The organism is Rhodococcus sp. C-2 (assembly GCF_027854095.1).
Classification (GTDB): Bacteria; Actinomycetota; Actinomycetes; order Mycobacteriales; family Mycobacteriaceae; genus Rhodococcus_F; species Rhodococcus_F qingshengii.
In genome coordinates this window covers 29,188-52,501 of the sequence record NZ_JAQGFI010000005.1, presented here as the reverse complement: position 1 = coordinate 52,501, position 23,314 = coordinate 29,188, and the positions used below count along the sequence as shown (strand labels likewise).

At 63.6% G+C, this 23,314-nt stretch carries 22 protein-coding genes; 11 read left to right on the top strand and 11 right to left on the bottom strand.

Annotated elements, in window-relative coordinates; translation table 11 throughout:
• Nucleotides 1-17: 17 nt before the first annotated feature.
• From PCS43_RS11820 to PCS43_RS11800, 5 genes are read right to left on the bottom strand one after another with little or no spacing between them, the layout of a single operon-like run.
• Nucleotides 18-2,216, bottom strand: a complete 2,199-nt coding sequence (locus PCS43_RS11820) for an acyl-CoA dehydrogenase (RefSeq protein WP_209910810.1) — start codon at nt 2,214-2,216, stop codon at nt 18-20.
• A gap of 4 nt (nt 2,217-2,220) precedes the next feature.
• Nucleotides 2,221-3,087: an SDR family oxidoreductase gene (locus PCS43_RS11815; RefSeq protein WP_030535856.1), complete on the bottom strand. Its 867-nt coding sequence runs from the start codon at nt 3,085-3,087 to the stop codon at nt 2,221-2,223.
• A gap of 41 nt (nt 3,088-3,128) precedes the next feature.
• Complete coding sequence (locus PCS43_RS11810; RefSeq protein WP_019746344.1) at nt 3,129-4,004, bottom strand: MaoC/PaaZ C-terminal domain-containing protein; 876 nt, start codon at nt 4,002-4,004, stop codon at nt 3,129-3,131.
• A 7-nt stretch (nt 4,005-4,011) separates the two neighbouring features.
• Nucleotides 4,012-4,443 (bottom strand): type II toxin-antitoxin system Rv0910 family toxin, encoded by a 432-nt coding sequence (locus PCS43_RS11805; protein ID WP_030535858.1) that lies wholly within the window; start codon nt 4,441-4,443, stop codon nt 4,012-4,014.
• A gap of 42 nt (nt 4,444-4,485) precedes the next feature.
• The gene (locus tag PCS43_RS11800; RefSeq protein WP_209910807.1) at nt 4,486-5,676 is read right to left on the bottom strand and encodes a lipid-transfer protein; all 1,191 of its coding nucleotides are present in this window, start codon (nt 5,674-5,676) and stop codon (nt 4,486-4,488) included.
• A gap of 102 nt (nt 5,677-5,778) precedes the next feature.
• Here PCS43_RS11800 and PCS43_RS11795 point away from each other — a divergent pair, with 102 nt between their 5' ends.
• Nucleotides 5,779-6,462, top strand: a complete 684-nt coding sequence (locus PCS43_RS11795) for a TetR/AcrR family transcriptional regulator (protein WP_209910805.1) — start codon at nt 5,779-5,781, stop codon at nt 6,460-6,462.
• Entirely contained in the window at nt 6,459-7,010 is a 552-nt protein-coding gene (locus PCS43_RS11790) for a GNAT family N-acetyltransferase (protein WP_209910802.1), read from the top strand. The genes PCS43_RS11795 and PCS43_RS11790 overlap by 4 nt, the downstream gene beginning before the upstream one ends.
• Before the next feature lie 81 nt (nt 7,011-7,091).
• Here PCS43_RS11790 and PCS43_RS11785 read toward each other — a convergent pair whose 3' ends face one another.
• From PCS43_RS11785 to PCS43_RS11775, 3 genes are read right to left on the bottom strand one after another with little or no spacing between them, the layout of a single operon-like run.
• The gene (locus PCS43_RS11785) at nt 7,092-8,444 is read right to left on the bottom strand and encodes a DUF222 domain-containing protein (RefSeq protein WP_245361519.1); all 1,353 of its coding nucleotides are present in this window, start codon (nt 8,442-8,444) and stop codon (nt 7,092-7,094) included.
• A 35-nt stretch (nt 8,445-8,479) separates the two neighbouring features.
• Nucleotides 8,480-9,130, bottom strand: coding sequence for a DUF6308 family protein (locus tag PCS43_RS11780; RefSeq protein ID WP_209910799.1), 651 nt, complete (start codon nt 9,128-9,130; stop codon nt 8,480-8,482).
• Complete coding sequence (locus PCS43_RS11775; protein ID WP_054188683.1) at nt 9,123-9,713, bottom strand: hypothetical protein; 591 nt, start codon at nt 9,711-9,713, stop codon at nt 9,123-9,125. Before PCS43_RS11775 ends, PCS43_RS11780 begins: the two co-directional genes overlap by 8 nt.
• A gap of 158 nt (nt 9,714-9,871) precedes the next feature.
• On the opposite strand from PCS43_RS11775, the gene PCS43_RS11770 reads away from it, so the two are divergent.
• Entirely contained in the window at nt 9,872-10,639 is a 768-nt protein-coding gene (locus tag PCS43_RS11770; RefSeq protein WP_003944195.1) for an SDR family NAD(P)-dependent oxidoreductase, read from the top strand.
• Between the two features lie 55 nt (nt 10,640-10,694).
• On the opposite strand, the gene PCS43_RS11765 is transcribed toward PCS43_RS11770, so the two are convergent.
• On the bottom strand, nt 10,695-13,022 hold the full coding sequence (locus PCS43_RS11765; protein ID WP_209910796.1) for a putative bifunctional diguanylate cyclase/phosphodiesterase: 2,328 nt from the start codon (nt 13,020-13,022) through the stop codon (nt 10,695-10,697).
• Nucleotides 13,023-13,160: 138 nt separating this feature from the next.
• The gene (locus PCS43_RS11760; RefSeq protein WP_209911758.1) at nt 13,161-14,717 is read right to left on the bottom strand and encodes a TM0106 family RecB-like putative nuclease; all 1,557 of its coding nucleotides are present in this window, start codon (nt 14,715-14,717) and stop codon (nt 13,161-13,163) included.
• Between the two features lie 124 nt (nt 14,718-14,841).
• Between PCS43_RS11760 and PCS43_RS11755 the strand changes: the two genes are divergently transcribed.
• The 8 genes from PCS43_RS11755 to cysC all read left to right on the top strand — a co-directional run bounded on the left by PCS43_RS11755 (nt 14,842) and on the right by cysC (nt 21,939).
• Entirely contained in the window at nt 14,842-15,495 is a 654-nt protein-coding gene (locus tag PCS43_RS11755) for a DUF6474 family protein (RefSeq protein ID WP_003944178.1), read from the top strand.
• Between the two features lie 14 nt (nt 15,496-15,509).
• Nucleotides 15,510-16,025, top strand: a complete 516-nt coding sequence (locus PCS43_RS11750; protein ID WP_003944165.1) for a hypothetical protein — start codon at nt 15,510-15,512, stop codon at nt 16,023-16,025.
• A 52-nt stretch (nt 16,026-16,077) separates the two neighbouring features.
• Nucleotides 16,078-16,752 (top strand): YcnI family copper-binding membrane protein, encoded by a 675-nt coding sequence (locus PCS43_RS11745; RefSeq protein WP_003944147.1) that lies wholly within the window; start codon nt 16,078-16,080, stop codon nt 16,750-16,752.
• The gene (locus tag PCS43_RS11740) at nt 16,752-17,270 is read left to right on the top strand and encodes a copper resistance CopC family protein (protein WP_003944137.1); all 519 of its coding nucleotides are present in this window, start codon (nt 16,752-16,754) and stop codon (nt 17,268-17,270) included. The genes PCS43_RS11745 and PCS43_RS11740 overlap by 1 nt, the downstream gene beginning before the upstream one ends.
• Before the next feature lie 4 nt (nt 17,271-17,274).
• Nucleotides 17,275-18,216 carry a copper resistance D family protein gene (locus PCS43_RS11735; RefSeq protein WP_003944164.1) on the top strand — a complete coding sequence of 314 codons (942 nt, stop codon included), beginning with the start codon at nt 17,275-17,277 and terminating at the stop codon, nt 18,214-18,216.
• A 122-nt stretch (nt 18,217-18,338) separates the two neighbouring features.
• Nucleotides 18,339-19,148, top strand: coding sequence for a trehalose 2-sulfotransferase (gene stf0 / locus PCS43_RS11730; RefSeq protein ID WP_007735934.1), 810 nt, complete (start codon nt 18,339-18,341; stop codon nt 19,146-19,148).
• A complete protein-coding gene (gene cysD, locus PCS43_RS11725; RefSeq protein WP_042453255.1) occupies nt 19,145-20,059 on the top strand; it encodes a sulfate adenylyltransferase subunit CysD in 915 nt (304 codons plus the stop codon). Before stf0 ends, cysD begins: the two co-directional genes overlap by 4 nt.
• Complete coding sequence (gene cysC / locus PCS43_RS11720; protein ID WP_047272727.1) at nt 20,059-21,939, top strand: adenylyl-sulfate kinase; 1,881 nt, start codon at nt 20,059-20,061, stop codon at nt 21,937-21,939. The genes cysD and cysC overlap by 1 nt, the downstream gene beginning before the upstream one ends.
• Here the strand turns inward: cysC and PCS43_RS11715 are convergent.
• Nucleotides 21,936-23,306, bottom strand: coding sequence for a sulfatase family protein (locus PCS43_RS11715; protein WP_209910793.1), 1,371 nt, complete (start codon nt 23,304-23,306; stop codon nt 21,936-21,938). The two genes, cysC and PCS43_RS11715, sit on opposite strands and share 4 nt — an antisense overlap.
• Nucleotides 23,307-23,314: the final 8 nt, after the last annotated feature.

Here is a 23,314-nt window from a genome sequence, read left to right as displayed (position 1 = left end):
CTCGCCGGTAAATACCCTCAGTCTCGCGGCAATCCGAGCATGCGCTCACCGATCACGTTGAGCTGCACCTCGGTTGTGCCACCGTAGATGGTGGTGGCACGGCCCGAAATGAGTTGCTCCATCGCCTTGTCGCTTGGCTGACCTGGGATGCTGACCGCTCCGGCAGCACCCAGTTCGGCGACGACGAACTCGGCGATCGACTGGCTGATCTTCATCGCCAACAGCTTGCCGACGCTCGACGTCGTACTCACGTCGATCCCCGAAAGTTGCTTGAGCACAACGCGGGAGCCGATGAGGTCGATCGCCTGACTCTCCGCAACCAGCTCGCCGACACGGTAGCGTCCGATCGGGCTCAGGTCTGCCGACTTCGCGAACTTCAGCAGATCGGAGTCCGAGGCGTACGCCTCCATCTTCTGGCTGAGCGCGACGCGCTCGCCGGCCAGCGTCGTCCGGGCGACGTTCCACCCGTCGTTGACCTCACCGACCACGTTCTCGTCGGGGATGAACACGTCGTCGAGGAACACCTCGTTGAACAACGCCGAGCCCGTCATCTCACGCAGCGGGCGGACGGTGATGCCCGGTGTCGACATATCGAGCACGAAGTAGGTGATGCCCTGATGCTTCGGCTTGGTGGCGTCCGTGCGGGCGATCAGCATTGCCCAGTCGGAGAACTGCGCAACCGTGGTCCAGATCTTCTGACCGGTGATCTTCCAACCGCCGTCGACCTTTTCGGCCTTCGTGGACAATGACGCAAGGTCGGAACCAGCACCGGGCTCGCTGAAGAGCTGGCACCACACCAGCTCACCCTGCAGGGTAGGCACGGCCAGCTCTTGCTTCTGCTTGTCCGAACCATGTGCCACGACGGCCTGCACGGCCCACGTTCCCATCAGAAGCTGCGGCATCGAGATTCCGGCAGCCTTGATCTCCTGGGAGATGACGATCTGCTCGAGCGGAGCGGCGCTGCGCCCGTACGGCTTCGGCAGGTGAGGCTGAACCCAGCCGCCGTCGCCGAGCGCGATCAGCTGGTCGTCCTCGTCGAGCTCGACCAACTTGGCAAGCTCGGCCGCGATGCCGCCGCGGATCTCCTCCGCCTCTGGCGGCAGTTCGAGAACCGAAGCCCGGCTGACACCGTCAAGTGCTTGCTGCGCAACACGATTGGCTCGATCCTCGCGGGTGCCGAGAATGCCGCGGATCGAGAGCGCGCGGCGGTAGTACAGGTGTGCGTCGTGCTCCCACGTGAAGCCGATGCCGCCGTGGACCTGCACACAATCCTGCGCTACCTGCACTGCGGCGTCCGGCACGATGACTGCTGCGATATCGGCGGCAAAATCTGCCGTGCCGTCGCCCTTGTCCAATGCGCTTGCCGCATCCCACACAACGGCGCGTGCCTGCTCGAGCGCAATGCCCATCTGCGCACACTTGTGCTTGACGCCCTGGAACTGGCCGATGGGTCGCCCGAACTGCACGCGTGTCTTGGCGTACTCCGACGCAGTGGAAACGCACCAGGACATGACGCCGACGTCTTCGGCGCCGAGAACGACTGCGGCAATGGACCGTACCCGCGCCTCGGTGAGACCGTCGAGTATCCGTTCGGCGCTGATCTGAGCATTGTCAGCTTCGATCCGCGCACTACCGCGCAGCACGTCGATGCTGTCCTGAACGGTGATCGCGACTGCGCTGCTCTCGAGCACCGCGTAGCGAACGCCCTCGGGCAACTGGATCGGAACCAGCAGTACGTCGGCGTGCTCACCACCGAGCACACCGTCGAGTGCGCCCGTGATCTTGTACCCACCGTCCGACGACTCGGCCGCAAACGGTGCACCCAAGGCGACTGCTGCCGTACGACTTCCGTCGATCAGACCGGGCAGGAACTCGGGTCCCGCCTTGGAATCGGCGACACCGAGAACGGCACTTGCCAATACCGTCGGAACGAACGGGCCGGGAGAGACTGTGCGGCCCAATGCTTCCAGTGCCACTGCCAAGGTCAGCAGGCCGGCGCCGTGACCACCTTGCTCTTCCGGAACCGCGAGCCCGAGAAGGTCCTGCCCGACGAGCGCCGTCCAGAACTGGGGGAACTTGTCCTCGGTCCGCGACTCCACGGCCGCGCGCACCTGCTCGGTGGTGATGGTGCGCTCGGCGAAGGAGCGCACCGAATCTGCAAGCGCGGTGTGCTCCTCACTCAGCCCGAGACCGAGTTCGTATGCGTTGCGTGCCATGCGCTTACAGTCGTTCTGCGAGGTCGGCGGTGGTCCAGGGACCCTCGCTCTCGATGGTGTTCACACCGTGCCAGCCGGCGAGTTCCGTGATGGCCCCACCCTGAACGGCATACACCTTGCCGGTCAGCTTGCAATCCGCTGCCGCTAGATAGGCCACCAGCGGGGAGATGTTGGACGGCGCAAACGCGTCGAACTCACCCTCGGGGACCTCGGCGGCGAACAACGCGCCCATACCGGGTGTCGCTAGCGTCAGCCGAGTACGCGCGATCGGCGCAATAGCGTTGACACGCACGCCGTATCGATCGAGCTCGTCAGCGGCCACCAGAGTCAGGGCTGCGATGCCCGCCTTGGCGGCGCCGTAGTTGCCCTGGCCCGCGTTGGGCATGAAGGTACCCGAAGCCGAAGCGGTGTTGATGACCGAAGCGTTGACGGTCTCGCCTGCCTTGCTCTGGTCCTTCCAGTACGCGGCAGCGTGGTGCAGCGTCGCTGCGTGCCCCTTGAGGTGCACGGCAATGACTGCATCCCACTGGCTCTCGTCCATACCGGCGATGAAGGCGTCACGAAGAATGCCGGCGTTGTTGACCAGTACGTCGAGTCGGCCGAACTCGCTGACGGCCTGCTTGACGAGGTCCTCGGCGCCGTCCCAGGTGGCGATGTTGTCGGTGTTGGCAACAGCCTTGCCGCCTGCAGCGACGATCTCGTCGACTACCTGCTGCGCGGGGCCGGCATCTGCACCGGAACCGTCGTTTGCTCCGCCGAGATCGTTGACCACGACGCTCGCACCCTCACGAGCGAAGAGCAGCGCATGCTCACGGCCGATGCCGCGTCCTGCTCCGGTGATGATCGCTACGCGACCGTCGAGACTTCCCATCAGTTCAAATTCCCATCAGTTCAGTTGTCGGACATGAAGACTCATTTGTCGGCGATGACCGCGAGGCCGTCCTTGATGACCAGGTCACCGACCGCGCTGGTTTCGTACGAGTACGACGTGGCTCCGTCTGCCGAACCCGACTTGTAGAACACCGTCTCGATGTCCTGGGTCGGGAGCACAGGCTTCGCGAATCGCACTGCGAGACGGCGCAACCGCTCGGTCTCGCCGCCTGCCAGTTCGGTCAGGGCTCCCCACGACGTGAACGCCATCGTGCACAGTCCGTGGTTGATGATTCCGGGGAGCCCGGACATCCGAGCGATCTCCTCGTCAAGGTGGATCGGCATCGGATCGCCGGAAGCCGGTGAGTACCGGAACGTCTGGTCCTCGTCGATGTGCTGATTCACCACCGCTGCGGGACTACCAGCGCGAAGAGCGTCGTCGAATCGGTGTTCGGGAGCCTTCTCGCCCAGTCCGGGGCCCGCGTCGACCTTGCGGAAGAACGCTGTCATCCATTGCTCGTTGACCAATTCACCCTTGTCGGTTTTGGTTTCGACGTAGATGACGACGGTGGACCCGTTGTCCCGGCCCTCGAATCCGATGGGCTTGGCGCGAGCGACCAGATGGTCGCCAGGGTAGATCGGACGGTGGAACAGGAAGTCCTGCTCACCGTGAACGAGCTTCATCAGCAGTTCGACCGGCGCCACCGACAGCGCAGCGGGTGCCATCGACATGAAGACGGGTACCACCGCGAAGACCGGCGGAGCGATCTCGCCTTTCAGGTGTCGCTCGATGGGGTCGTTTGTGGCAGCGGCATATTCGGCGATGCGCTCGGCTGTCACCTCGAAGTGCTCCGGATCGGTCCATACGTCCAGCCCGGACGTATCGAATTCGACCGCGTTGGTCTTCGGTGTCGTCATCGAGCCGTTACCCGACCAGCTCGGCGAACTTGGCCAGCGAGGCCTCGAGATCAGCCTTGGCGTTCTTGGCAACTGCCTTGCCGATCGGCCCGACGATCATGGTGCCCTTGAAGCTGGCGTCGACGGTTGCCTTCGAACCCGCACCGTCGGCCTCGACCGAGAGGATGAATTCGACGGTGACGCCGGCCATTCCGGTACCGGCAATCTTGACCATCTTCGGAACCTCGACCTCTTCGACGGTCCACTCGATCTTGTTGGCCATACCCATCACGGAGACGACCTCGGTGAACTTGGCGCCCAACGCGACCTCGGTGGGGAGTTCACTCTTCCAGCCCTGGTGAATGGTGAGCCACTCTTCCCAGCGAGACAGATCGGAGAGCGCATCCCAGGTCTTCTCGGGGGATGCGGGCAGTACGGCGGAGACGGAAACGGAAGCCATGATGAAACTCCTAGTGGGTAGCTGGCGGGTTGAGGGTGTGATTCAGCGTGCGTAGGGCTTGTATGCGGTCACGACAACTGCACCGCCGAGTCCGATGTTGTGCTGGAGGGCGACCTTCGCGCCGTCGACCTGACGCTTGTCCGCGGTTCCGCGGAGCTGCCAGGTGAGTTCGGCGCACTGCGCGAGGCCTGTTGCTCCGAGGGGGTGGCCCTTCGAGATGAGGCCGCCGGACGGGTTGACCACCCAGCGTCCGCCGTAGGTGGTGTCGTCGGCGTCGACGAGCTTGCCGCCGTCACCTTCGGCGCACAGTCCAAGTGCCTCGTAGGTCAGCAACTCGTTGGTGGAGAAGCAGTCGTGGAGTTCGATGACGTCGACGTCGTCGGCGGTGATCCCGGCCTGGGCGTATACCTTCTCGGCGGCCTTGCGGGTCATGTCCGCGCCGACGAGGCTGATGGCGCTCTTGTCCTCGAAAGTGCTGTTCATATCGGTGACCATGGCCTGTCCGACGATCTCGATCGCCTGAGCAGCGAGCCCGTGCTTTTCGACGAATGCTTCGCTGGCGATGATCGCCGCGCCGGATCCGTCCGAGGTGGGCGAGCACTGGAGCTTGGTGAGCGGCCCGTGGATCTGGCGTGCTTCGAGGATCTGCTCGAGGGTGTACTCGTCCTGGAACTGCGCGTACGGGTTGTTCAGTGAGTGCTTGTGGTTCTTGACGGCGATCTTCGCGAACTGCTCGGCAGTGGTTCCGAAGCGTTCCATGTGCTCGACGCCGGCCGCGCCGAACATGTACGGAGCGGGCGGCATCGCGAACTCCTGCAGCTCGGCGAGAGCGAGGAGGTGCCGCATGAGGGGCTGTTCGCGGTCGTCGTAGGTGGATCCGAGCGACCCGGACTGCATCTTCTCGAAGCCCAGCGCGAGTGCGCAGTCGGCCTGACCACTCTTGACCGCCTGCGTGGCGAGGTAGAGCGCGGTCGATCCCGTCGAACAGTTGTTGTTGACGTTGACGATGGGGATACCCGTCAGACCGAGCTCGTAGACAGCGCGCTGACCTGCGGTGGACTCGCCGTAGACGTAGCCGACGTATGCCTGCTCGACCTCGGTGTAGTCGATACCCGCGTCGTCGAGCGCCTTGGTACCCGACTCGCGTGCCATGTCGGGATAGTCCCACTCGCGGGCTCCCGGCTTCTCGAACTTCGTCATGCCGACGCCGACGACAAAAACCCTGTTACTCATTGCCACTCCTGAAGAGAACGGTATCTGTGTGTGACACGCTGTCCCACCAAAGTATGTGAGACATCTTGTCCAGTCAATGGCGGGGTGAGTATCGTTCGATTTATGACAAAAACAGCCGAGTCGGCGCAGCCCGACGGGCGCAGCACTCGCTGGAACGATCACAAGGAGCAGCGCAAAGCGCGGATCCTCGACGCAGCACTCGATGCAGTCAACGAAGGTGGCGCCGACGTCGGCGTCCAGCAGATCGCCGAGCGCGCCGACGTCCCCCGCTCTGTTGTCTACCGGATCTTCAAGGATCGAGCCGACCTCGACGAGCAGCTGCGAGTCCGCATCCTCGAGATGATGATGACCGACCTGGCCCCCACTCTCACGCCGAAGGGCACCGTCGGCGAGGCCATCTCACGGGCCGTCGAGACCTACCTTCAGTGGATTGTGAAATATCCACGACTGCACCACTTTTTAGGCAAGGGCTCGCCGAGTACGCGGGCCACCGGTTCGAAAGTGGTGACCGGAACCAAGACGGCAATCGCCGTCCAATTGGGAAATTTGTTGGGCACGATCCTCACCAGCCGTGGCAAACCGTCGAAGATGGCTGAGCCCTTGGCTTTCGGCGTCATCGGATTGGTCGACGTCAGCGTCAACCGTTGGCTCAGCCAGCCGGGTTCCGATGTGACCAGTGCGGAATTGGCCGAATTCCTCGAACGCTCCATCTGGCAAGTCCTCGACGGCAATCTCCGGAGCATCGGTGTCGACATAACGCTGTCGACTCCGATCGCCGAACTGTGACAGTCACCGAACTACCCTGGACACTCGGCGGACGTGGACTTCAACTGGTCCAGGTTCCATCACTCGCCCTGCACGCACTGGGTGAAGACAACGCCACTCTTGCAATGGAACTCGCACCCGACCTCCTGACCCCGTATCTCCTCGGCGAAGAATGCCAGGGCTTGTGGCGCTACCGAAGCAAGCAGATAGTAGAGAACCCGCACGACAGCGCTTGGATCACCCGCATCGCGGTCGACACTTGGACGTCGACGCCGGTGGGGTTGGCCGGATTTCACGGCCGCCCCGACGCGCGTGGGATGGTCGAGATGGGATATCGCATCGACCCGGCGTTTCGACGACAGGGCTACGCACGAACCGCCCTCGAGATACTTCTCGACGTCGCGAGTCGCGAATCCGACGTACACGTCGTTCGCGCGACCATCAGCCCGGACAATGCCGCATCTCGAAACCTGATCAGCCAGTACAATTTTTGCGAAGTCGGTGAGCAGTGGGACGAAGAAGACGGTCTGGAGACCATCTTCGAAGTCAGTGCCTCTCCGGAACCGTGACCGCCGTCAACCCGCTGGTTTTATCGGTCCAGTGAATGGCACGGTCCTCCAGCATCACCGGCGTCCACAACCTGTATGTCTTCACCTGATGGTGATGACGACACAGGCATTGGAGGTTGCTCGCAATGGTCCACCCACCACGTCTCGGATCGGAAGGATCGAACTCGGTGATGTGGTCGAGTTGGCACCTGTTCGCGGGCACCGAACACCAGGGAACCGGCAGTGACCGTCGACGGCCCGCACCGATGCGGCCAGAGCCGCTCCCGGAGCATAGGTCAGCGCGCCGGGAGGTGGATCGGGCTGGGCGCCATGCCCATCCGATCTTCGAACTATGTCCGGGGCTCGCGCGACCAACCGTTGCATCGCCCGAATCCGATCCCCGCAGCCTTTCGGTTCGCGACTTGGGCGATCACGTCGGGTGACAAGCGGCAGGACAGTCGGAGCATGCTGCCGACGCGGTCGGTTCCCCGCGGCCTGGGCGCGGAAATCGACGAACAAGGCCTGCCAGGTGGAATCAGCGGCGAGCTCGCGAGCAAAATCAGGATCGATCGGCCCGTATCCGTCGATGCTCGCGGGATCTGACATCAATCCGAGGAGCGTCGCCAGATCACACACGATGTGCAACAACGGCTTCCGACGTGAGGGCGCAGTCGATCGAGCTGCTGTGAATGCTGCCTCGCACGTTTCGCTGCCACACTGACAAGTCAGCCCCTGTTCGCCGTGCAGCAGAGCGACCAGTGCGTCGGCCCTACGGGTCGAGACATTTCGTGGATCGTGGTTGCAGACGCTTCCGGCGGCCTCGTTGATCAGGCCAAGCGCTTCGACGGCCTCGGTCGCGCTGAGTGTTGCCTGCAACTGGGCGAGTCCGTGACGGTCTGCTCGCGTGCGAACATCGCGGTGTTCCAGCATCTTCCGGCGACGTTCGGCGGCAGCATCCGGATCGTAGGCAAAGAGCTGGCGCTCGATGTCGCGCTCCAGTTGCCCGGGCGGAAGACGGTGCGCCGAGGCAAGTACCCGGCGCTCGAGTGCTGCGATCGCCTCGGGGTCGACCCCGGTGAGTCCGTCGACAATCTTGCGCACACGCGCATAGTCCAGCTCGCCGGCAGCGAAGGCGACCTTGGTGAGCGGAAGGAACTCCCGTAGGGCATCACCGATCTCGATGTGGACTTCGGCAGTACGACGCGAGCACGTGAGCATGACCGCGATCTCGTTGCATGCGATCCGCCACGCCTTGTCGACATCACCGGACACGTCGAGTTCGGCGTTGAATCTCGACTCCGACAACATGGATGCACCGAGCACCTTTTGCGCGGCTAGCATGTTCTCGCTCTGCGCCGTCGCAAAGAGCATGTCCGGCAACATGAGTGGATCGACGACAGGACGGCCGTCATCGACGACTGCCCCCACACCGCCCGTCGATCCGTTATCGAACATACATTCGACAATAAACCCACCCACCGACAAGAAAGCTAGAGTGCCGGTTTGTATCCCTTACCCTGCATCCACGCCAGCACGTCCAACACCCTGATGACCGGAACGGATTCGTCGAGACCTGCTCGTGCACGTAGATCGAGGAGTCGACTCTGCAACTCGTCTTCCCGCATGGCTACGCGAACGGGTTCCAGGTGGGCCGACTTCGTTCCCAAATCCCGCCCGACGACGTCGTCGTAGATCGGGAAGAGTCGCGGACGCTTGCGCGCGATCAGTTTGGACGCCATGGTTCGCCCGACACCGTGAATCTCTCGAAGCGCCGTCTCCAACCGCCACACCGGAGATTCCGGAGTGAAGGGATCGGGTTCGTTCGACAGATCGCGATCCGGGCCCACGTCCGCCAGGAGTCGGTTCAGTTCGGCATTGTTCTCCCCGAGCAGGAAGAAGGCTCCTTGCGCCGGAACCTGAACCGACAGAAGCGTCACCGCAACAAGATCTTCCGCGGTGAAGATGTTCGCATCACGATCGCGATTGCCACTGGGATCCCAGGAATCCCACAACGCACCGGTTCGGAGATAACCGGTCTTTCGGAGCGGCCTCGTGAAATATTCCTGCAGCACGTCGACCGCGCCGTCATCGTCCCCGTCTCGCAGCACACGCGGGAGTCGGATGGGCAACTGATCAAGCATGGTCGAGCGACCTTTCCAGTACATATTTGGCGAACCCGGCGTTGTGATACTGCCGAAATGGGCCCTTGCCCTTGGCAACAAGATGCTCCGCGAGCGGACGAACCGTCGTCATGTCGACGGGCAGTTGAGCAAACTGTTCCAACGCATCCGAGTCCTCGAGACTGCAGTCGATCACGGTCCCGTCGCCGTCGGCGGACGCCAACTCGGTGCGTCTGATGGCGACCAGATCGTGCTTGGCGTCGAGTTCTTCGATGCTGCATCCGGTTCGCGATTCCAGTGCCGAACTGGATACGTACACGGACATGACGTGCTCGATCGGCTTACCGCCGACCAGATGGCACTCGACGCTCAGAATCTCCATCGGACCGATATTGAGCGTGAACAAGCGATGGCGCTCCGCGGATCGGTTGGTCGACGGCAGGCAACTGATCGTCCACTGTTCGATCTCGACGGCGGCCGGAGCGTCGAACGCGTAGGAGAGAACCTCGGCAATCAGCTCGGCAAGATCTTCGAAGAGCGGGTCGCGCTGCAACCGCTCGAAATTCTCGACAGAAGCGGCGGGACGCACAGGCGCCTTGCTCACGCAGGTCCCCTCTCGTCCGGTGCTTTGCTCTCAGACCTCGCGTCCAAGGTACCCAGCCCTACGCGGGTCTCGCGCGTTCGCCCTCACATACACCCTCGCGTTATGGTTCTCGACACGTACCACCGCCTTACCGATCGCTAACTCGAGGAGCACACGAAGTGGAAATCAAGGGAACCGCAGCACTGGTCACCGGAGCGGCATCAGGCCTCGGCGCCGCAACAGCCAAGCGCCTCGCCGACGCCGGCGCTACCGTCTTCGGCCTGGATCTGCCCGCGTCGATCGAGCGCGCAGGCGACAACGTCCCCGCCGGCGTCACCCTCATCCCCACCGACGTGACCAGCGGCGAAGAGGTCGAAGCAGCGATCAACCAGATCGTCGAGTCGGGCTCCCCGCTGCGCATCGTCGTCAACTGTGCCGGTGTCGGCTGGGCCGGACGCATCCTGTCCAAGAAGGGTCCGCACGACCTCGAGCTGTTCCGCACGGTCATCACCGTCAACCTGCTCGGCACCTTCAACGTCATGCGCCTGGCCGCCGACGCCATCGCCAAGACCGAGGCCGTCGACGAGTCGGGCCAGCGCGGCGTCGTCATCAACACCGCTTCCGTTGCTGCCTTCGAAGGCCAGATCGGCCAGATCGCGTACTCCGCCTCCAAGGGCGGCGTGCACGGCATGACGGTTCCGGCTGCCCGTGACCTTGCGCAGTTCGGCATCCGCGTCAACACGATCGCTCCCGGCATCATCGACACCCCGATGCTCGCAGGCGTCACCGACGAGTACCGCAAGGGCCTCGAGGCCGGCGTTCCGTTCCCGTCCCGCCTGGGCCAGCCGTCCGAGTACGCGCAGCTCGCGCAGATGATCGTCGAGCACGACTACCTCAACGGCGAGACCATCCGCATGGACGGCGCACTGCGCATGGCGCCGCGCTAACCTCCCTGCTGTGCGCCTTTATTAACCGCCCGCGGTTAATAAAGGCGCACAGTTGTCAGAACGAATGAAAATACCCACCGTTGGAGTGGGCAGTTGCGCTGAGGTACTCGGCTACTTCCTTCGCCGGCATCGGTCGGCTGATGTAGTAACCCTGAACCAATTCGCAACCGGCGGTAAGCAAGAGCCTCAGCTGGTCGGCCGTCTCCACGCCTTCCGCCAATGACTGCATACCGAGCGCCTTCGCCACCTCGACCACCGAAGTGACAACTGCCGAATCACCCTCGCTCAGTTCGGTGATGAACGACCGGTCGATCTTGAGGATGTCCAACGGCAGTTTCTTCAAACTCTCGAAAGACGAATAGCCGGTTCCGAAGTCGTCCAGGGCAATCGCAATCCCGGTGGCACGCAGGCGATCCAACTCGGCGACGGCAAGCTCCTCCACTGCTCCCGTCTCTGTGATTTCCAGCTGAAGCCGTTTGCCGGACAGACCGCTTGCCTCCAGCGCATCGTTCACGGCTGATCCGAAGCCGGACGACATCAGTTGCACCGGAGAGACGTTCACCGTCACGTACGTGTCGTCGGGCCACGTCGCGGCTTCGGCGCACGCCATGTGCAGTACCTGGAGTCCCAGAGGGACTATCAAGCCGGTCTCCTCCGCGACATCGATGAAAATGTGCGGTGCAAGCACGCCCCGCACCGGGTGATTCCAGCGAAGCAGTGCCTCGAAACCCTCGACGCGGCCGGTGTCCGCACGAACCTGCGGTTGGTAGTACAGCTCGAACTGCCGAGACTCGATCGCAAGCCCAAGTTCTTGCAGGGCCGATGCTCGCTCCCTGGCCCGCGCCCGCAGCACCGGTGAGTATCTTCCTACCCGGTTCTTGCCGGCGGATTTTGCCGCATACAGCGCCAGGTCGGCGGACATGACAAGCGTGTCCGCGTCTTCGGAATCTGCGGGTGCGCCGGCATAGCCGATCGATGCACGAACCTCGATGCGATTCCCCCGCACGTAAAACGGCTCACGCAATGCATCCAGATAGCGAGCGAACACCTCTCCTCCGTCCCCTGTTCCCCGCAAGACGACGCCGAATTCGTCACCACCGATTCGCGCACACATGGCGCCGTCGACCACCCGATTGAGCCGTGCAGCAACGGAAATCAACAATTTGTCACCGACAGGGTGCCCTAACGTGTCGTTCACCGACTTGAAATTGTCCAGGTCGAGGATTCCGACAAGGACTTCCTCGCCGGTTCGGACGGTGCCGAGCGCGTCGGACAGCTCCGAGCCGAACGTCCGGCGATTCGGGAGCCCGGTCAGTCCGTCGGTTGCAGCAAGCCACAGAATTCGCCGCTCGTAGTTGTACTTCTCGGTGATGTCCGAGCCCACGCCTCGCCAACCCACGAACTCCGTGGCCTCGGATAGCCTGGGATGACCCGACAGAGACCACCATCGGTCGACGCCGTCGACACGAACGGGAATGACGACCTCTCGAAACGGCATGAGGCGGTCGAGGTGATCTCCGATGACCTGGACCGCGGCTCGGCCACTCTTCGTCGAACCCACGTCGAGCCGATCCAACAATCCGCGCAGCGACAGGGTTCGCAGGTCGGAGACGGGAACTCCCGAGATCTGCGACAGCCGAGCGGAGGTGTGCGACAACGTCCCGGTGGTGTCGACTTCCCACAGCCAGTCGCGTGACCCACCCTCGAAATCGTCGAGAAGCAAACTGACCGTCTGGCGCTCGGCAGCAGCCTCGAACTCGGCGAGACAACGACTTCGGAACGACGCCCAGAGGTACACGACGCCGATAATCAGTGTCACCGAGTAAACGACCAACTGGAACGAGAGGACAGCATATTCCGTAGTTCTCTTGGGCAGGATAACGACGAGCAATCCGATGCTGTGCACCAGAATCCACGCTACCGCTATCGACCGAACCGTCGACAATGCTACGGCGCCGGCGCCCATGACTCCGGCGAATGTCGCTAGAAGCACAAGCTTTCGCGAGTTGTCCGTCACGGGAAGCATCGCGGCGGCGAGAACGACAAGCAGAAGCCCGAGCAGGATCACCTCGAGCATGAGCGCCCAGTAGTCGTACCTCGTCGTATGTTTGGGCGGGTACCGGCCCTTCAGGACGACTCGCGGTATCCAGACGCGCACCGAATTGAGGACGACCAAGAAGGCCGCAGAACCCCAGATCACCCGAAACTCGTTGTGACCGGGGGGTACGACATACACAAGCAAAGCGCACACGCTGAGTACATTGACCATGTTGGCCAGTGGCGCGACCGTCGTCACCTGCAGTATCTGGCGTGCGAAGAGGTCGCGCCGCTCGACGTCAGACAGTTCGGCGTCGCTCGCACTCGAAGTCAGCCTGCTCAGCATGCAACACCCTCCATCGTGGAGCCGACCAGATGAAGGTAGCGCGGATGCGGGTTCCGGACACACGATGACGAGAAACTACGAGTTGAAACATACTGTTCAATACGATGTTTCAGACAATCGCGACAGAACGGATCAGCGCTACAACTCGGAAGCCAGCGGAATTTCCTTCTCCGCGCGGTCCGTCATCCACTCACGGAGGACCTTGGTGGCAATGACGTCGTCCTCGTTGTACTGCAGGATGCGTGTCCGCTGCGTCTCGTCCGGCTCACCGTCGTAGCCGACCGCCTCGCGGTACCACGCCATCGACGCTTCACCCCCGGCCTCGGCGTCACGCCAGTTGAAGCCGGCGACGGGAGCAATCTTCTTGAGCCCCTTGCCGTTCGGGCAGATGAACTGATCACTCACCGCTTGATAGATGTCGACCCACTGCGGACTGTCGATGAACTCGCGGATCTCGTCCTTACCGGGAATCCCGGGTTCACCGGCAAACCTGCGCGCCGAGTCCAACAACCACTTGTCCTCGGCTGAACGCGAATAACAGTATGCGGCAAAGGTTTTACCCGAAGCAGCGGCCGCGGCACGCTCCGCCATCAGCCAGCCCCAGAACTCTGCGAACGACCGCGCCTCGTCACGCGTCGGCAGCGGATCCCACGTCGCAAATCCTCGATACATCGAGAAGCCGCCGACATTGAGCAACGTCCCCCACAGGTACGCGCCGTGCTCCTGATAGCTCTCCATGTCGACGTCGATCTCGATGTCCGCCCGAGTCACCGAGATCTTCTCGAACCGCCGCACCAACGGAGCATCTGCCAACCACGCCTTGGCGATCACGACTGCGTCGTCGAAATTTCCGTGCGGCCAATCCTCGAGCGGCTCACCGTCCCAGGCGGCCAGCTGATCGATCGTGTTGCAGCCGACGTCGCGCAGAAGCTCGGCCCGCGATCCGACAGCCACCAGGCTGACGTCGCGGTTGCGAACCAACTCCTGCTTGCATTCGGTCCACCACGGGCACGACTTGCACTCGCTCACCTGTGACGGAGACGTCAGCACCTCACCGCGGGCCACAGCGATACGGTCGGCGAAACGCTTGTCGTAATCGTCGAGAATCGCGCTGAGGTCGTGGACGAGGATGCAGTCTCCGTTGTATCCGATCGCCCCGGCCGTGAGCGACGGGCTCGCCAGCCCACGACGCTCGAGCATCCGATAGACCTGCGCGACGCGCATCTGATCGCGGACCTGACTGCGGACCTTGCGTTTGGGATCGACCACGGGCTCCCATTCGAAGAGCCCCGAGGTGATCGCGCCCTGACCCGGATCGGTCACCTTGTGATTGACGACAATGACGGGGATGTACCCGCCACCCTCGTCGTCACGGATGAGCATTTCGCAGCGGCCCTTGCGTCCGGTGTCGCGCTCGACCGGCAAGACCGCGCCCCAGATCCGGTCCGCGCCGGCCTCACAGGCAGCCAAGGTGTCGCGAGCCTGAGCCGACGCCGATTGATCAGGGTTGATCTTCACCCAACGCTCGGGAGCAGCACCGATCACGAGTTCGGCGATCTCCGCGCGCTTCGCGATCGCGGCGTCCTGGCGCTGCTTGACGCCGGTGTCGACGGGTTCCGAAGCCGATTTCCCGGGAAACAACCCGTCCAGACGCACCCGATGACGGCATCGGGTCAACGCCCCCGAATCGATGATCGGGAGCTGGGGCGCGGGGTTGTTAACGGAACACACGATGACGAAGATTATGTGCTCCCCTAGGCTGAAGCCGAAGCGCAGGTACCTGGCAACACACAAACACCTGGAAACGGGGTCCTTTTCGATGGGGTTGTTCAAGAAGCGAAAGTCTCGTGCCACCCGCAAGGCGGAGGCAAAGGCTCTCAAGCACAAGGCTGAGGTCGAGGCGAAGCTCAACGCCAAGAGCCAGCGTAAGCGCGACAAGGTCGAGACCAAGTCGCTCAAGAAGCTGGAGAAAGCCGAGATCGAGTCACAGCACAAGATCGAAAAGGCGCAGATCGCGACCCTGAAGGCGCAGGAGAAGGCCGCTGCGAATCAGGGCCTGACCGTCGCCAAGGTGCGTAAGTACCTGGGAGTGGCACGTCTGCTTGCCCCCGTTCTCCTGCCGATCGCTTACCGCGCAGCCACGGCGGTGCGCGCCCAGCTCGACACCACGCGTGCACAGAAGATGGGCATCGCCGTCGACCAGCTCGGTGACTACACCGGTCACGGCGCGAAGTTGAGCGCTCGTATCGCCGGCGCCGAGAGCTCGGTCACCGAGATCCTCAGCCGCAAGCCCGACGACGCGGAGACGCAGCGTTTCGCCGCCGCCATCCGTGAGCGCCTCGGCGACCTCAGCACGGCAGTTCGCGCTGCCGAGCAGATGCCGCAGGCTCGCCGTAAAGCAGCTCACCAGGCGATTTCTTCCGAACTCGACGGCGTCGAAGCAGATCTGCTCGCACGTCTCGGCGTGCGCTAGACCTGAGAACTCCAGTGAGAGCAGCCGAGCAGACCGCGACCCTCCGGGGGACAGCTGTCGGTTCCGCTTCGGCTGCTCTCGCTGTCGCCGCGCACGGGATCGGCGGAGGCGAGCTGCCACAGTCGTCGTCGCTGACCCTGTTGCTCGCCGTCTGCGCAACCGTCGGCGCCGTGACGGCCACCCTTCCCGCCCTCTCACGGGGGCCCGCTGCCTTGATCGTTGCTCTGGGTCTGGGTCAGCTCGCCGCGCACACCACCATGACGCTCTCCGAGCACGCTCATTCGCCCGCTCCGGGATTGGTGATGCTCGGTGCTCACGCCGGTGCCACCGTCGCTTGTGCGGTGGCGGTCCTGGCCGCCGAGCGCCTCTACCGAGTTGTCACCCACGCTCTCCACGTCGTCCTGGCGTCTCTGGCTCCCGCCGCTGTCACTTCCCGCGGCCACACCGTCTCGACCGGAATCCATCACGGACCTGTCGACGCTCTACTTCGCGCCAGCATCTCGCGGCGCGGTCCTCCTGCCCTGGTCTGAAGATTCGTAGAACGCCCCACCCCTTCACCAGACCAAGAGGACACTTCCCGACATGAAGAACACCCTGATTTCGCGCGCGGTTGTCACGACCGTCGCTACCGGCAGCGCCGTGCTGCTGGCCGCCGGAATTGCTTCAGCACACGTCAGCGTCGTCGCACCAGGAGCTGCGCAGGGCGGATACTCCGTTCTCACGTTCCGCGTGCCCACCGAATCCGACACCGCTTCGACCACCAAGCTGACGGTGGCGCTCCCCGACCTCAAGTCGGCACGCACCGAACCGATGCCCGGCTGGACCGCCGTCGTGGAGAAGGACCCCACCTCGTTGGTCGCCAAGTCCGTGACGTGGACCGCCGACCCCGGCGTCGGAATCGCCCCCGGCCAGTTCCAGCAGTTCGTCCTTTCTGCCGGCCCGCTGCCGGAGCAGGACGAGGTCGAGTTCAAGGCCGTCCAGACGTACAGCGACGGCAACGTCGTCAACTGGGATCAGGAAGAGCTTGCCGACGGCAGCGAGCCGGACAAGCCCGCCCCGACGCTGACTCTCGCCGCGTCCACCGGCGATGCCCACGGAGCCCCCTCTGCCGATAACACTGCCGAGACGTCCGCCGCATCCGAAGCCTCTGACTCTTCGTCGGACAACACCGCCCGCTGGCTCGGCGGCGTCGGCCTGGTGCTCGGCGCGTTGGGCGCTGCACTCGGCCTCGGCGCACTGGTCAGGAGCAAGCGCTGATGAGTACCCGGATCAAGGTCATCGCCGTCGGCATGCTCGCGATGCTGGCCACGATGCTCGGAATGGGCACGGCCAGTGCACACTCCGCGGTCGTCGGCTCCAACCCGGAAAACGGTGCGTCCATTCAGGTTGCGCCTGACACGGTTTCGGTCACGTTCAACGAGGCTCTGCAGGCGCAGTTCGCGGCGCTGACCGTCACCGGTCCCGACGGCAACCTCTGGACCAAGAGCGATCCGTCCGTCGAAGGACCCACTGTCAGTGCAGACCTCGGCGATCTCGGGCCGACCGGCGTCTACACCATCGCGTACCGCGTCACCTCCGCTGACGGTCACCCCGTCAACGGAACCCTGACGTTCACCCTCACCGAGGCGGGGTCGGGCACTCCCGGCGCTGCCGCCGCGTCGAGTACGGGTGAGTCGGAGTCCGGCAGCATGCCGGTGTGGATCTTCATCGTCGCCGGCGTCGTCGTGTTCGGCGGTGCGCTGTTCTTCGTGCTCCGTAAGCCGAAGTCGAGCTGATCGCGTGACGGGTACGGCAAACAGGTGGTGGTTGCTGTTTGCCGTACCCACAGCTCTGCTGGGAGTCCTGATCGCCTGGGGCCTCGCCAGCCCGTCGGGACCCGAATCGTCGAGCACGGTCCGCGTTCTCGCGATCGGATGTGGTTCGTTGACGCTCGGCATCGCGACGCTCGCCTGGATGGGCCGCAGTGAACGCCGCCCGGCGACAACCCCCGCCGTCATGTGGACTCAGCTCACCGCGGTGGCAGCAGTGTGGCTCGTCGCCGAGATCACGCTCCTCGTGCTCAATGCCGCAGCGGCCGACGGCGCCCCGGTCACCTCGCTGACCATCGGGCACTTCGGCGCATTCGTCTCCGAGGTCAACGTCGGCCGCGTCGGCGTCGCGATCATCGCGTGCGCGTTTGCCGTCGTCTGTTACGGCATCTACGGATTCACCAATCCCGAGACGGTGCCCGTCGCACCGGCATTGGTCGTCTCCGCGTTGGCGCTCGCTGCCCGCCCGATCACCGGGCACATGGCGCAGCAGAGCTTCGGATCGATCCTCGACGCCGTTCACGTCCTCGCTGCGGCCTTGTGGTTCGGCGTGCTCGCCGCACTCGCGCTTGCCGTACCGTCGCGCGGTGCCTGGGCGATCTGGTTGCCCAAGTACTCCGCTCTCGCCTGGCGATGCGTCCTCGCGCTGGTCGTCACCGGTATCGTCAACGCCGTCGTGCGACTCGACTCACTCTCCGCCTTCTACGACACCGCATACGGCCGGGTGATCCTCGCCAAGATCGTGGCGATCGGACTGCTCGTCGCCCTGGGATGGTGGTGGCGCCGGACATGGGTGGTCGCGAGCGCTGCACACCGCATGAGTTCGGACGGATCTCTGCGCCGCGCCATCGGTGAAGTTGTCTTCATGGCCATCGCATTCGGGCTTGCCGCGGCCCTTGCGACAACTGCGTAAGACGTGCCTCAGCGCGACATTTCGTGACCCGCACATTTAACGTTTCACGTCGAGATTTAACCTCTACGTGAGTTTATTTTCCCAGCTTGCGGCGGTTTCCGGCCCCCCTTAGCGTTGCTCGCATGACGGAGGCCCAACGCTCGTTTCTCGTCTGCGCTTCGCAGCGCAGCGGCAGTACTTTGCTGGTCGAATCCCTGCGAGCAACCGGGGTCGCGGGTGAGCCGGAAGAGTTCTTCCAGTACCTCCCCGAGACCTCGCGATCACCGCAACCGAGGCAGTGGTTCGAAGACGTCACGGACGAGTCCGTCCTGGGTCTGCTCGCCCCGTTCCACCCGGGCACGCCGGACACTCGCACCTCCGAACAGTGGCGCACACAACTTCTCGAACTCGGCCGAACCCCCAACGGAGTCTGGGGTGGCAAGCTGATGTGGAACCAGACGCCGCTCCTACTCGATCGCGCGGCCGGATTGCCCTGGCGCAGTGGGACGGACCTACGTTCCGCACTCCACGACACCCTCGATCACGACCTGCAGTTCATCCACGTCTATCGAGAAGATGTCGTCGCTCAAGCTGTGTCGATGTGGCGCGCCGTGCAGACACAGGTTTGGCGCGACGACGCGACTCCACCGAATCTCTCGGACGGTGCGCAGTACAACGCAGTCGGAATCGCGCACCTGGTGACGATTCTCGGTGAGCAGGAACGCCAATGGAAGCGCTGGTTCGAGGAAGAGGACATCTCTCCCATCGAAGTCGGGTTCCGCGATCTCACCGAAGACCCGCAATCCGTGGTCGCAAAAACCCTCATCTCCCTCGGCCTCGACGGACAACTGGCCCCGCCACCGCCGCTGCGTCGTCAGAGCGACGGACGATCCCGCGAATGGGTGCAGCGTTATCGCATCGACGCCGAACAGAACGGATATCCCGTCACATGAGCACCGTCACCGATGTCGTCGACGAACTCCGAGTTCTCGAATCCGAAGCGGTTCACATCATTCGAGAGGTGGTGGCAGAACTCGAGAGACCGGTACTGCTCTTCTCGGCCGGCAAGGACTCGATAGTCCTGCTTCGTCTGGCCGAGAAGGCGTTCCGGCCCTCCCCACTCCCTTTCCCGGTCCTGCACGTCGACACCGGTCACAATTTCGAGGAGGTCATCGAATTTCGCGACCGTCGAATCAAGGAGGGCGGGCACACACTTCTGGTTGCTTCCGTTCAGGATTCGATCGACCAGGGCAGAGTGCAGGAGTCGACCGAGACCAGCGGATCGCGAAACCGCCTGCAGACCAGAACCCTGCTCGACGCTCTCGAAGCTGGAAGGTTCGACGCCGCGTTCGGTGGCGCCCGCCGGGACGAGGAACGTGCGCGCGCCAAGGAAAGAGTCCTCAGCTTCCGGGACGAGTTCGGCCAGTGGGACCCGCGAGCGCAACGGGCCGAACCGTGGTCGCTCTACAACGGTCGGATCAGACGCGGCGAGTCCGTTCGTGTCTTCCCGCTGAGCAACTGGACCGAACTCGACATCTGGCGCTACATAGCCCAGGAGGAACTGGAACTGCCGCCCATCTATTTCGCGCACCAGCGGAGGGTATTCGAGCGCGACGGGATGCTCCTCGCTGCTTCCGAATTCAGCACCGACGCCGAGAACGCCGCGGCAACGACCGAGTGGGTGCGATATCGAACCGTCGGCGATCTGACCATCACCGGCGCCGTTCGATCTCACGCCACCACCATCGACGACGTCGTCACCGAAATCTCGGCCGCGACGGTTTCCGAACGAGGCGAGACTCGCGCAGACGACCGAACGTCGGTCGCCGCGATGGAAGACCGAAAGCGTGAGGGCTACTTCTGATGACGACCACCATCACTCGCCAACTCCTGCGACTGGCCACGGCGGGTAGCGTCGACGACGGCAAGAGCACGCTGATCGGCCGACTGTTGCATGACACCGACAGTCTGCCAACCGATCACCTCGATTCCGTGACCGACGAGCACGGTGTCGCCGACCTGGCTGCACTCTCCGACGGACTACGTGCCGAGCGTGAACAGGGCATCACGATCGACGTCGCGTACCGATTCTTCTCCACTCCGACCAGAAGTTACGTACTTGCCGACACCCCGGGGCACGAACGCTACACGCGCAACATGTTCACCGGAGCATCCAATGCTCACGTAGCGGTCCTGCTGGTCGACGCGAGGACCGGCGTGCTGCGTCAGACCCGTCGGCACGCCAGAATCGCCGCACTGCTCGGTGTTCCGAACCTTGTAGCCGTGGTGAACAAGATCGATCTGGTGGACTTCGACGAAGCGAGATTCGCTCAGGTGCAGGAAGAATTGCGGGCCTTGGCACGGCAAGTCGGACGCGAGGACGTACTCGCCATACCGGTCTCCGCGAAAGCCGGCGACAATGTCGTGACGCGGTCCGAGAACACCGCGTGGTACGAGGGGCCGACGCTCCTCGAGTACCTCGAAGGCGTCGAACTCCATGCGCCCGCGACGCACATCGAGGAGCTTCGGCTTCCCGTGCAATGGGTTTCGCGCCCCGATCCGCAGAATCGTCGCCGGTACACTGGCCGGATTTCGGCAGGCACACTGAGCGTCGGAGACGAGGTAGTGGTCCTGCCGTCCGGATCGAAGAGCACCGTGATCAGTCTGGACACTCTCGACGACAACCGCAGTACTGCCGTTGCACCACTGTCGGTTTCGGTGGAACTGGCCGACGACATCGACGTCGGACGTGGCGACGTTCTGGTCAGTGGCGGTGCGCAGGCTCATTTGCCGGTTCTGGCCCGAGAACTCGAAGCCACGATCTGCTGGTTGTCCAACACACCGTTGCGCGCGGGCGATCGGATAGCGCTCAAACACACGTCCCGGACCGTGCGAGCGACCGTCCAAGAACTGCACACCCGTCTCGATCCTGAAACGCTCGACGAGCAGGACAGCCCAGTCGAACTGGGACTCAACGACATCGGAACGGTCACGCTCCGAACCAGTTCCGTGGTGGTCGCCGACACCTACGACCACAATCGGGACTCTGGCGCCTTCATCCTGATCGACGAGCAGAGCAACGACACCGTCGGCGCCGGCACCATTCTCGAACCACGCGTCGTCGTTCCCGGCGAGCAGACCCGCAACGACATCAAGTGGCATCCGTCCTCACTCGAACGTCAACGGCGATGGGCGTCTACCACCCAGAGGGGCGCGACGATCTGGTTGACCGGCCTACCTGCATCCGGAAAATCCACCGTCGCAGTCGCTGTCGAACGTGCGCTCGTCGACGCGGGACGCACCGCGTATCTGCTGGACGGTGACAACGTCCGCCACGGTATCTCCGACGATCTCGGGTTCTCGCCGGGAGACCGAGCCGAGAACATCCGACGCGTCGGGCATCTCACTCGACTGTTCGCCGACGCCGGCGTGGTGGCGATCGCGTCGATGGTCTCGCCACTGCGTTCGGATCGAGCAATTGCGCGCGCGCTCAACGAAGCTGCCGGGCTCACCTTCCTCGAAATTGCCGTCACCACTCCCGTCGAAGAATGCGAACGTCGAGATCCCAAGGGCCTGTACGCTCGTGCGCGGGCGGGTGAACTGAAGGGGCTCACCGGAATCGACGCGCCTTACGAGACGCCGGAGGAGCCGGACCTGGCATTCGACACAACCGGCGCTGACATCAACGAGCTGGTCGAGCGGGTCATCGCATTGTTGGAAGAGCGCGAAGCCGCAAGGCCCTAGGGGTTTTCGGTGTCCGACTCGAGGTAACCGCGGTCCGCACTGTAGGCGGACCGCACGTTGGGTCGGACACCGATCTTCTCGAGGTACGCCGCCATGCGGTGCACCGCCATCGCGCTTCCCAATGCCTCGTCCGGGAGACGATCATCCGTTTCGGCGCGCCACGTGTGAAGCTGCGAGGACAATTCCGCCTGTATTGCCGAGACTTCCGGTCGATCGATCAGATTGATCTTCTCGTCCGGGTCGGCACGGAGGTCGTACAGCTCCCGGGGTGCGCGTACCGCAAGATGCTCGGTGCCGAGCGCTTTTCCGGAAAGACTGTCCTCGATGTCGAGCGGTAGATCCAGAGCCGGGCGGACGGCGTAGTTCTCGATGTAGCTGTAGTCCTTGGTTCGCACCGCACGAATGGGATCGAAGCTGTCGTGAAAGGTCTTCTCCGTGAACAGGGAAGTACGAACGGGTTCGGACGGCTCGGTTCCGCGGTCGACGAGGGCATCGGCGTGCGAGCGCCCTTCCACCTCGGTGGGGACGTCGATTCCGAGCAGATCGAGAATGGTCGGAACGAGGTCCACACCGCTGAACAGTGTCTCGTATTCCTTTCCGCCACTGCGATACCGCGCGGGAGGCCGAGCGATCAAGGCAATACCGGTGCCCGGGGCGTAGAGCGTCGACTTGGCGCGCGGGAACGCCGCGCCGTGATCAGTGAGGAAGAAGACCCAGGTGTTCTCGTCGAGCCCCTCTTCCTCGAGGGTCGCGAGCAGTTCCCCCACCGCGGCGTCGGCCACCTCTACGCTGCCGTGGAATTCGGCCAGATCCTCGCGCACCTGTGGCACGTCCGGAAGGTATCCGGGGACCTCCAGGGCTGCGGTGTCCGCCGGGGTATAGCGATCGGCGGGGTACGGGCGATGCGTTTCGAAGAATCCCGTGGTGAGCAGGAACGGCTCGGGCGGGAAGCGTCGTAGCCAGTTCTGGGCACGCGGAACCACGTAGTCGCAGAACGAGTTGGTGACGTCGTACTCGTGATAGCCCAGTCGCTTCGGATACGCAGTCTCGTGCTGCATGCCGAACAGCGAGGTGTACCAACCGTTGTCGGAGAGGATCTGCGGGAGCGTCTGCACCTCCGCGTGGTACTCCCAGCCGTGGTGCGCCAACCCGATCAGACCGTTGTTGTGCGGATACCTGCCCGAGAAGAGCGATCCGCGCGAAGGCGAGCACAGCGGCGCCGTCGCGTGTGCGTCGGCGAACCGGATACCTTCTGCCGCCAGTCGGTCGAGATGGGGGCTGTTGACCCCGGCGACACCGTAACTCGCGAGGTGTCGCCCCAGGTCGTGCCAATGAATGATCAGGACGTTATCTCGCGCAGCCGACACGTGGGCAA

Bases quoted from the DNA above. Each gene is read 5' to 3' on its own strand.
- PCS43_RS11820 (WP_209910810.1), bottom strand. From the start codon at position 2,216: ATGGCACGCAACGCATACGAACTCGGTCTCGGGCTGAGTGAGGAGCAC.
- PCS43_RS11815 (WP_030535856.1), bottom strand. From the start codon at position 3,087: ATGGGAAGTCTCGACGGTCGCGTAGCGATCATCACCGGAGCAGGACGC.
- PCS43_RS11810 (WP_019746344.1), bottom strand. From the start codon at position 4,004: ATGACGACACCGAAGACCAACGCGGTCGAATTCGATACGTCCGGGCTG.
- PCS43_RS11805 (WP_030535858.1), bottom strand. From the start codon at position 4,443: ATGGCTTCCGTTTCCGTCTCCGCCGTACTGCCCGCATCCCCCGAGAAG.
- PCS43_RS11800 (WP_209910807.1), bottom strand. From the start codon at position 5,676: ATGAGTAACAGGGTTTTTGTCGTCGGCGTCGGCATGACGAAGTTCGAG.
- PCS43_RS11795 (WP_209910805.1), top strand. From the start codon at position 5,779: ATGACAAAAACAGCCGAGTCGGCGCAGCCCGACGGGCGCAGCACTCGC.
- PCS43_RS11785 (WP_245361519.1), bottom strand. From the start codon at position 8,444: ATGTTCGATAACGGATCGACGGGCGGTGTGGGGGCAGTCGTCGATGAC.
- PCS43_RS11780 (WP_209910799.1), bottom strand. From the start codon at position 9,130: ATGCTTGATCAGTTGCCCATCCGACTCCCGCGTGTGCTGCGAGACGGG.
- PCS43_RS11765 (WP_209910796.1), bottom strand. From the start codon at position 13,022: ATGCTGAGCAGGCTGACTTCGAGTGCGAGCGACGCCGAACTGTCTGAC.
- PCS43_RS11755 (WP_003944178.1), top strand. From the start codon at position 14,842: ATGGGGTTGTTCAAGAAGCGAAAGTCTCGTGCCACCCGCAAGGCGGAG.
- PCS43_RS11745 (WP_003944147.1), top strand. From the start codon at position 16,078: ATGAAGAACACCCTGATTTCGCGCGCGGTTGTCACGACCGTCGCTACC.
- PCS43_RS11740 (WP_003944137.1), top strand. From the start codon at position 16,752: ATGAGTACCCGGATCAAGGTCATCGCCGTCGGCATGCTCGCGATGCTG.
- stf0 (WP_007735934.1), top strand. From the start codon at position 18,339: ATGACGGAGGCCCAACGCTCGTTTCTCGTCTGCGCTTCGCAGCGCAGC.
- cysD (WP_042453255.1), top strand. From the start codon at position 19,145: ATGAGCACCGTCACCGATGTCGTCGACGAACTCCGAGTTCTCGAATCC.
- cysC (WP_047272727.1), top strand. From the start codon at position 20,059: ATGACGACCACCATCACTCGCCAACTCCTGCGACTGGCCACGGCGGGT.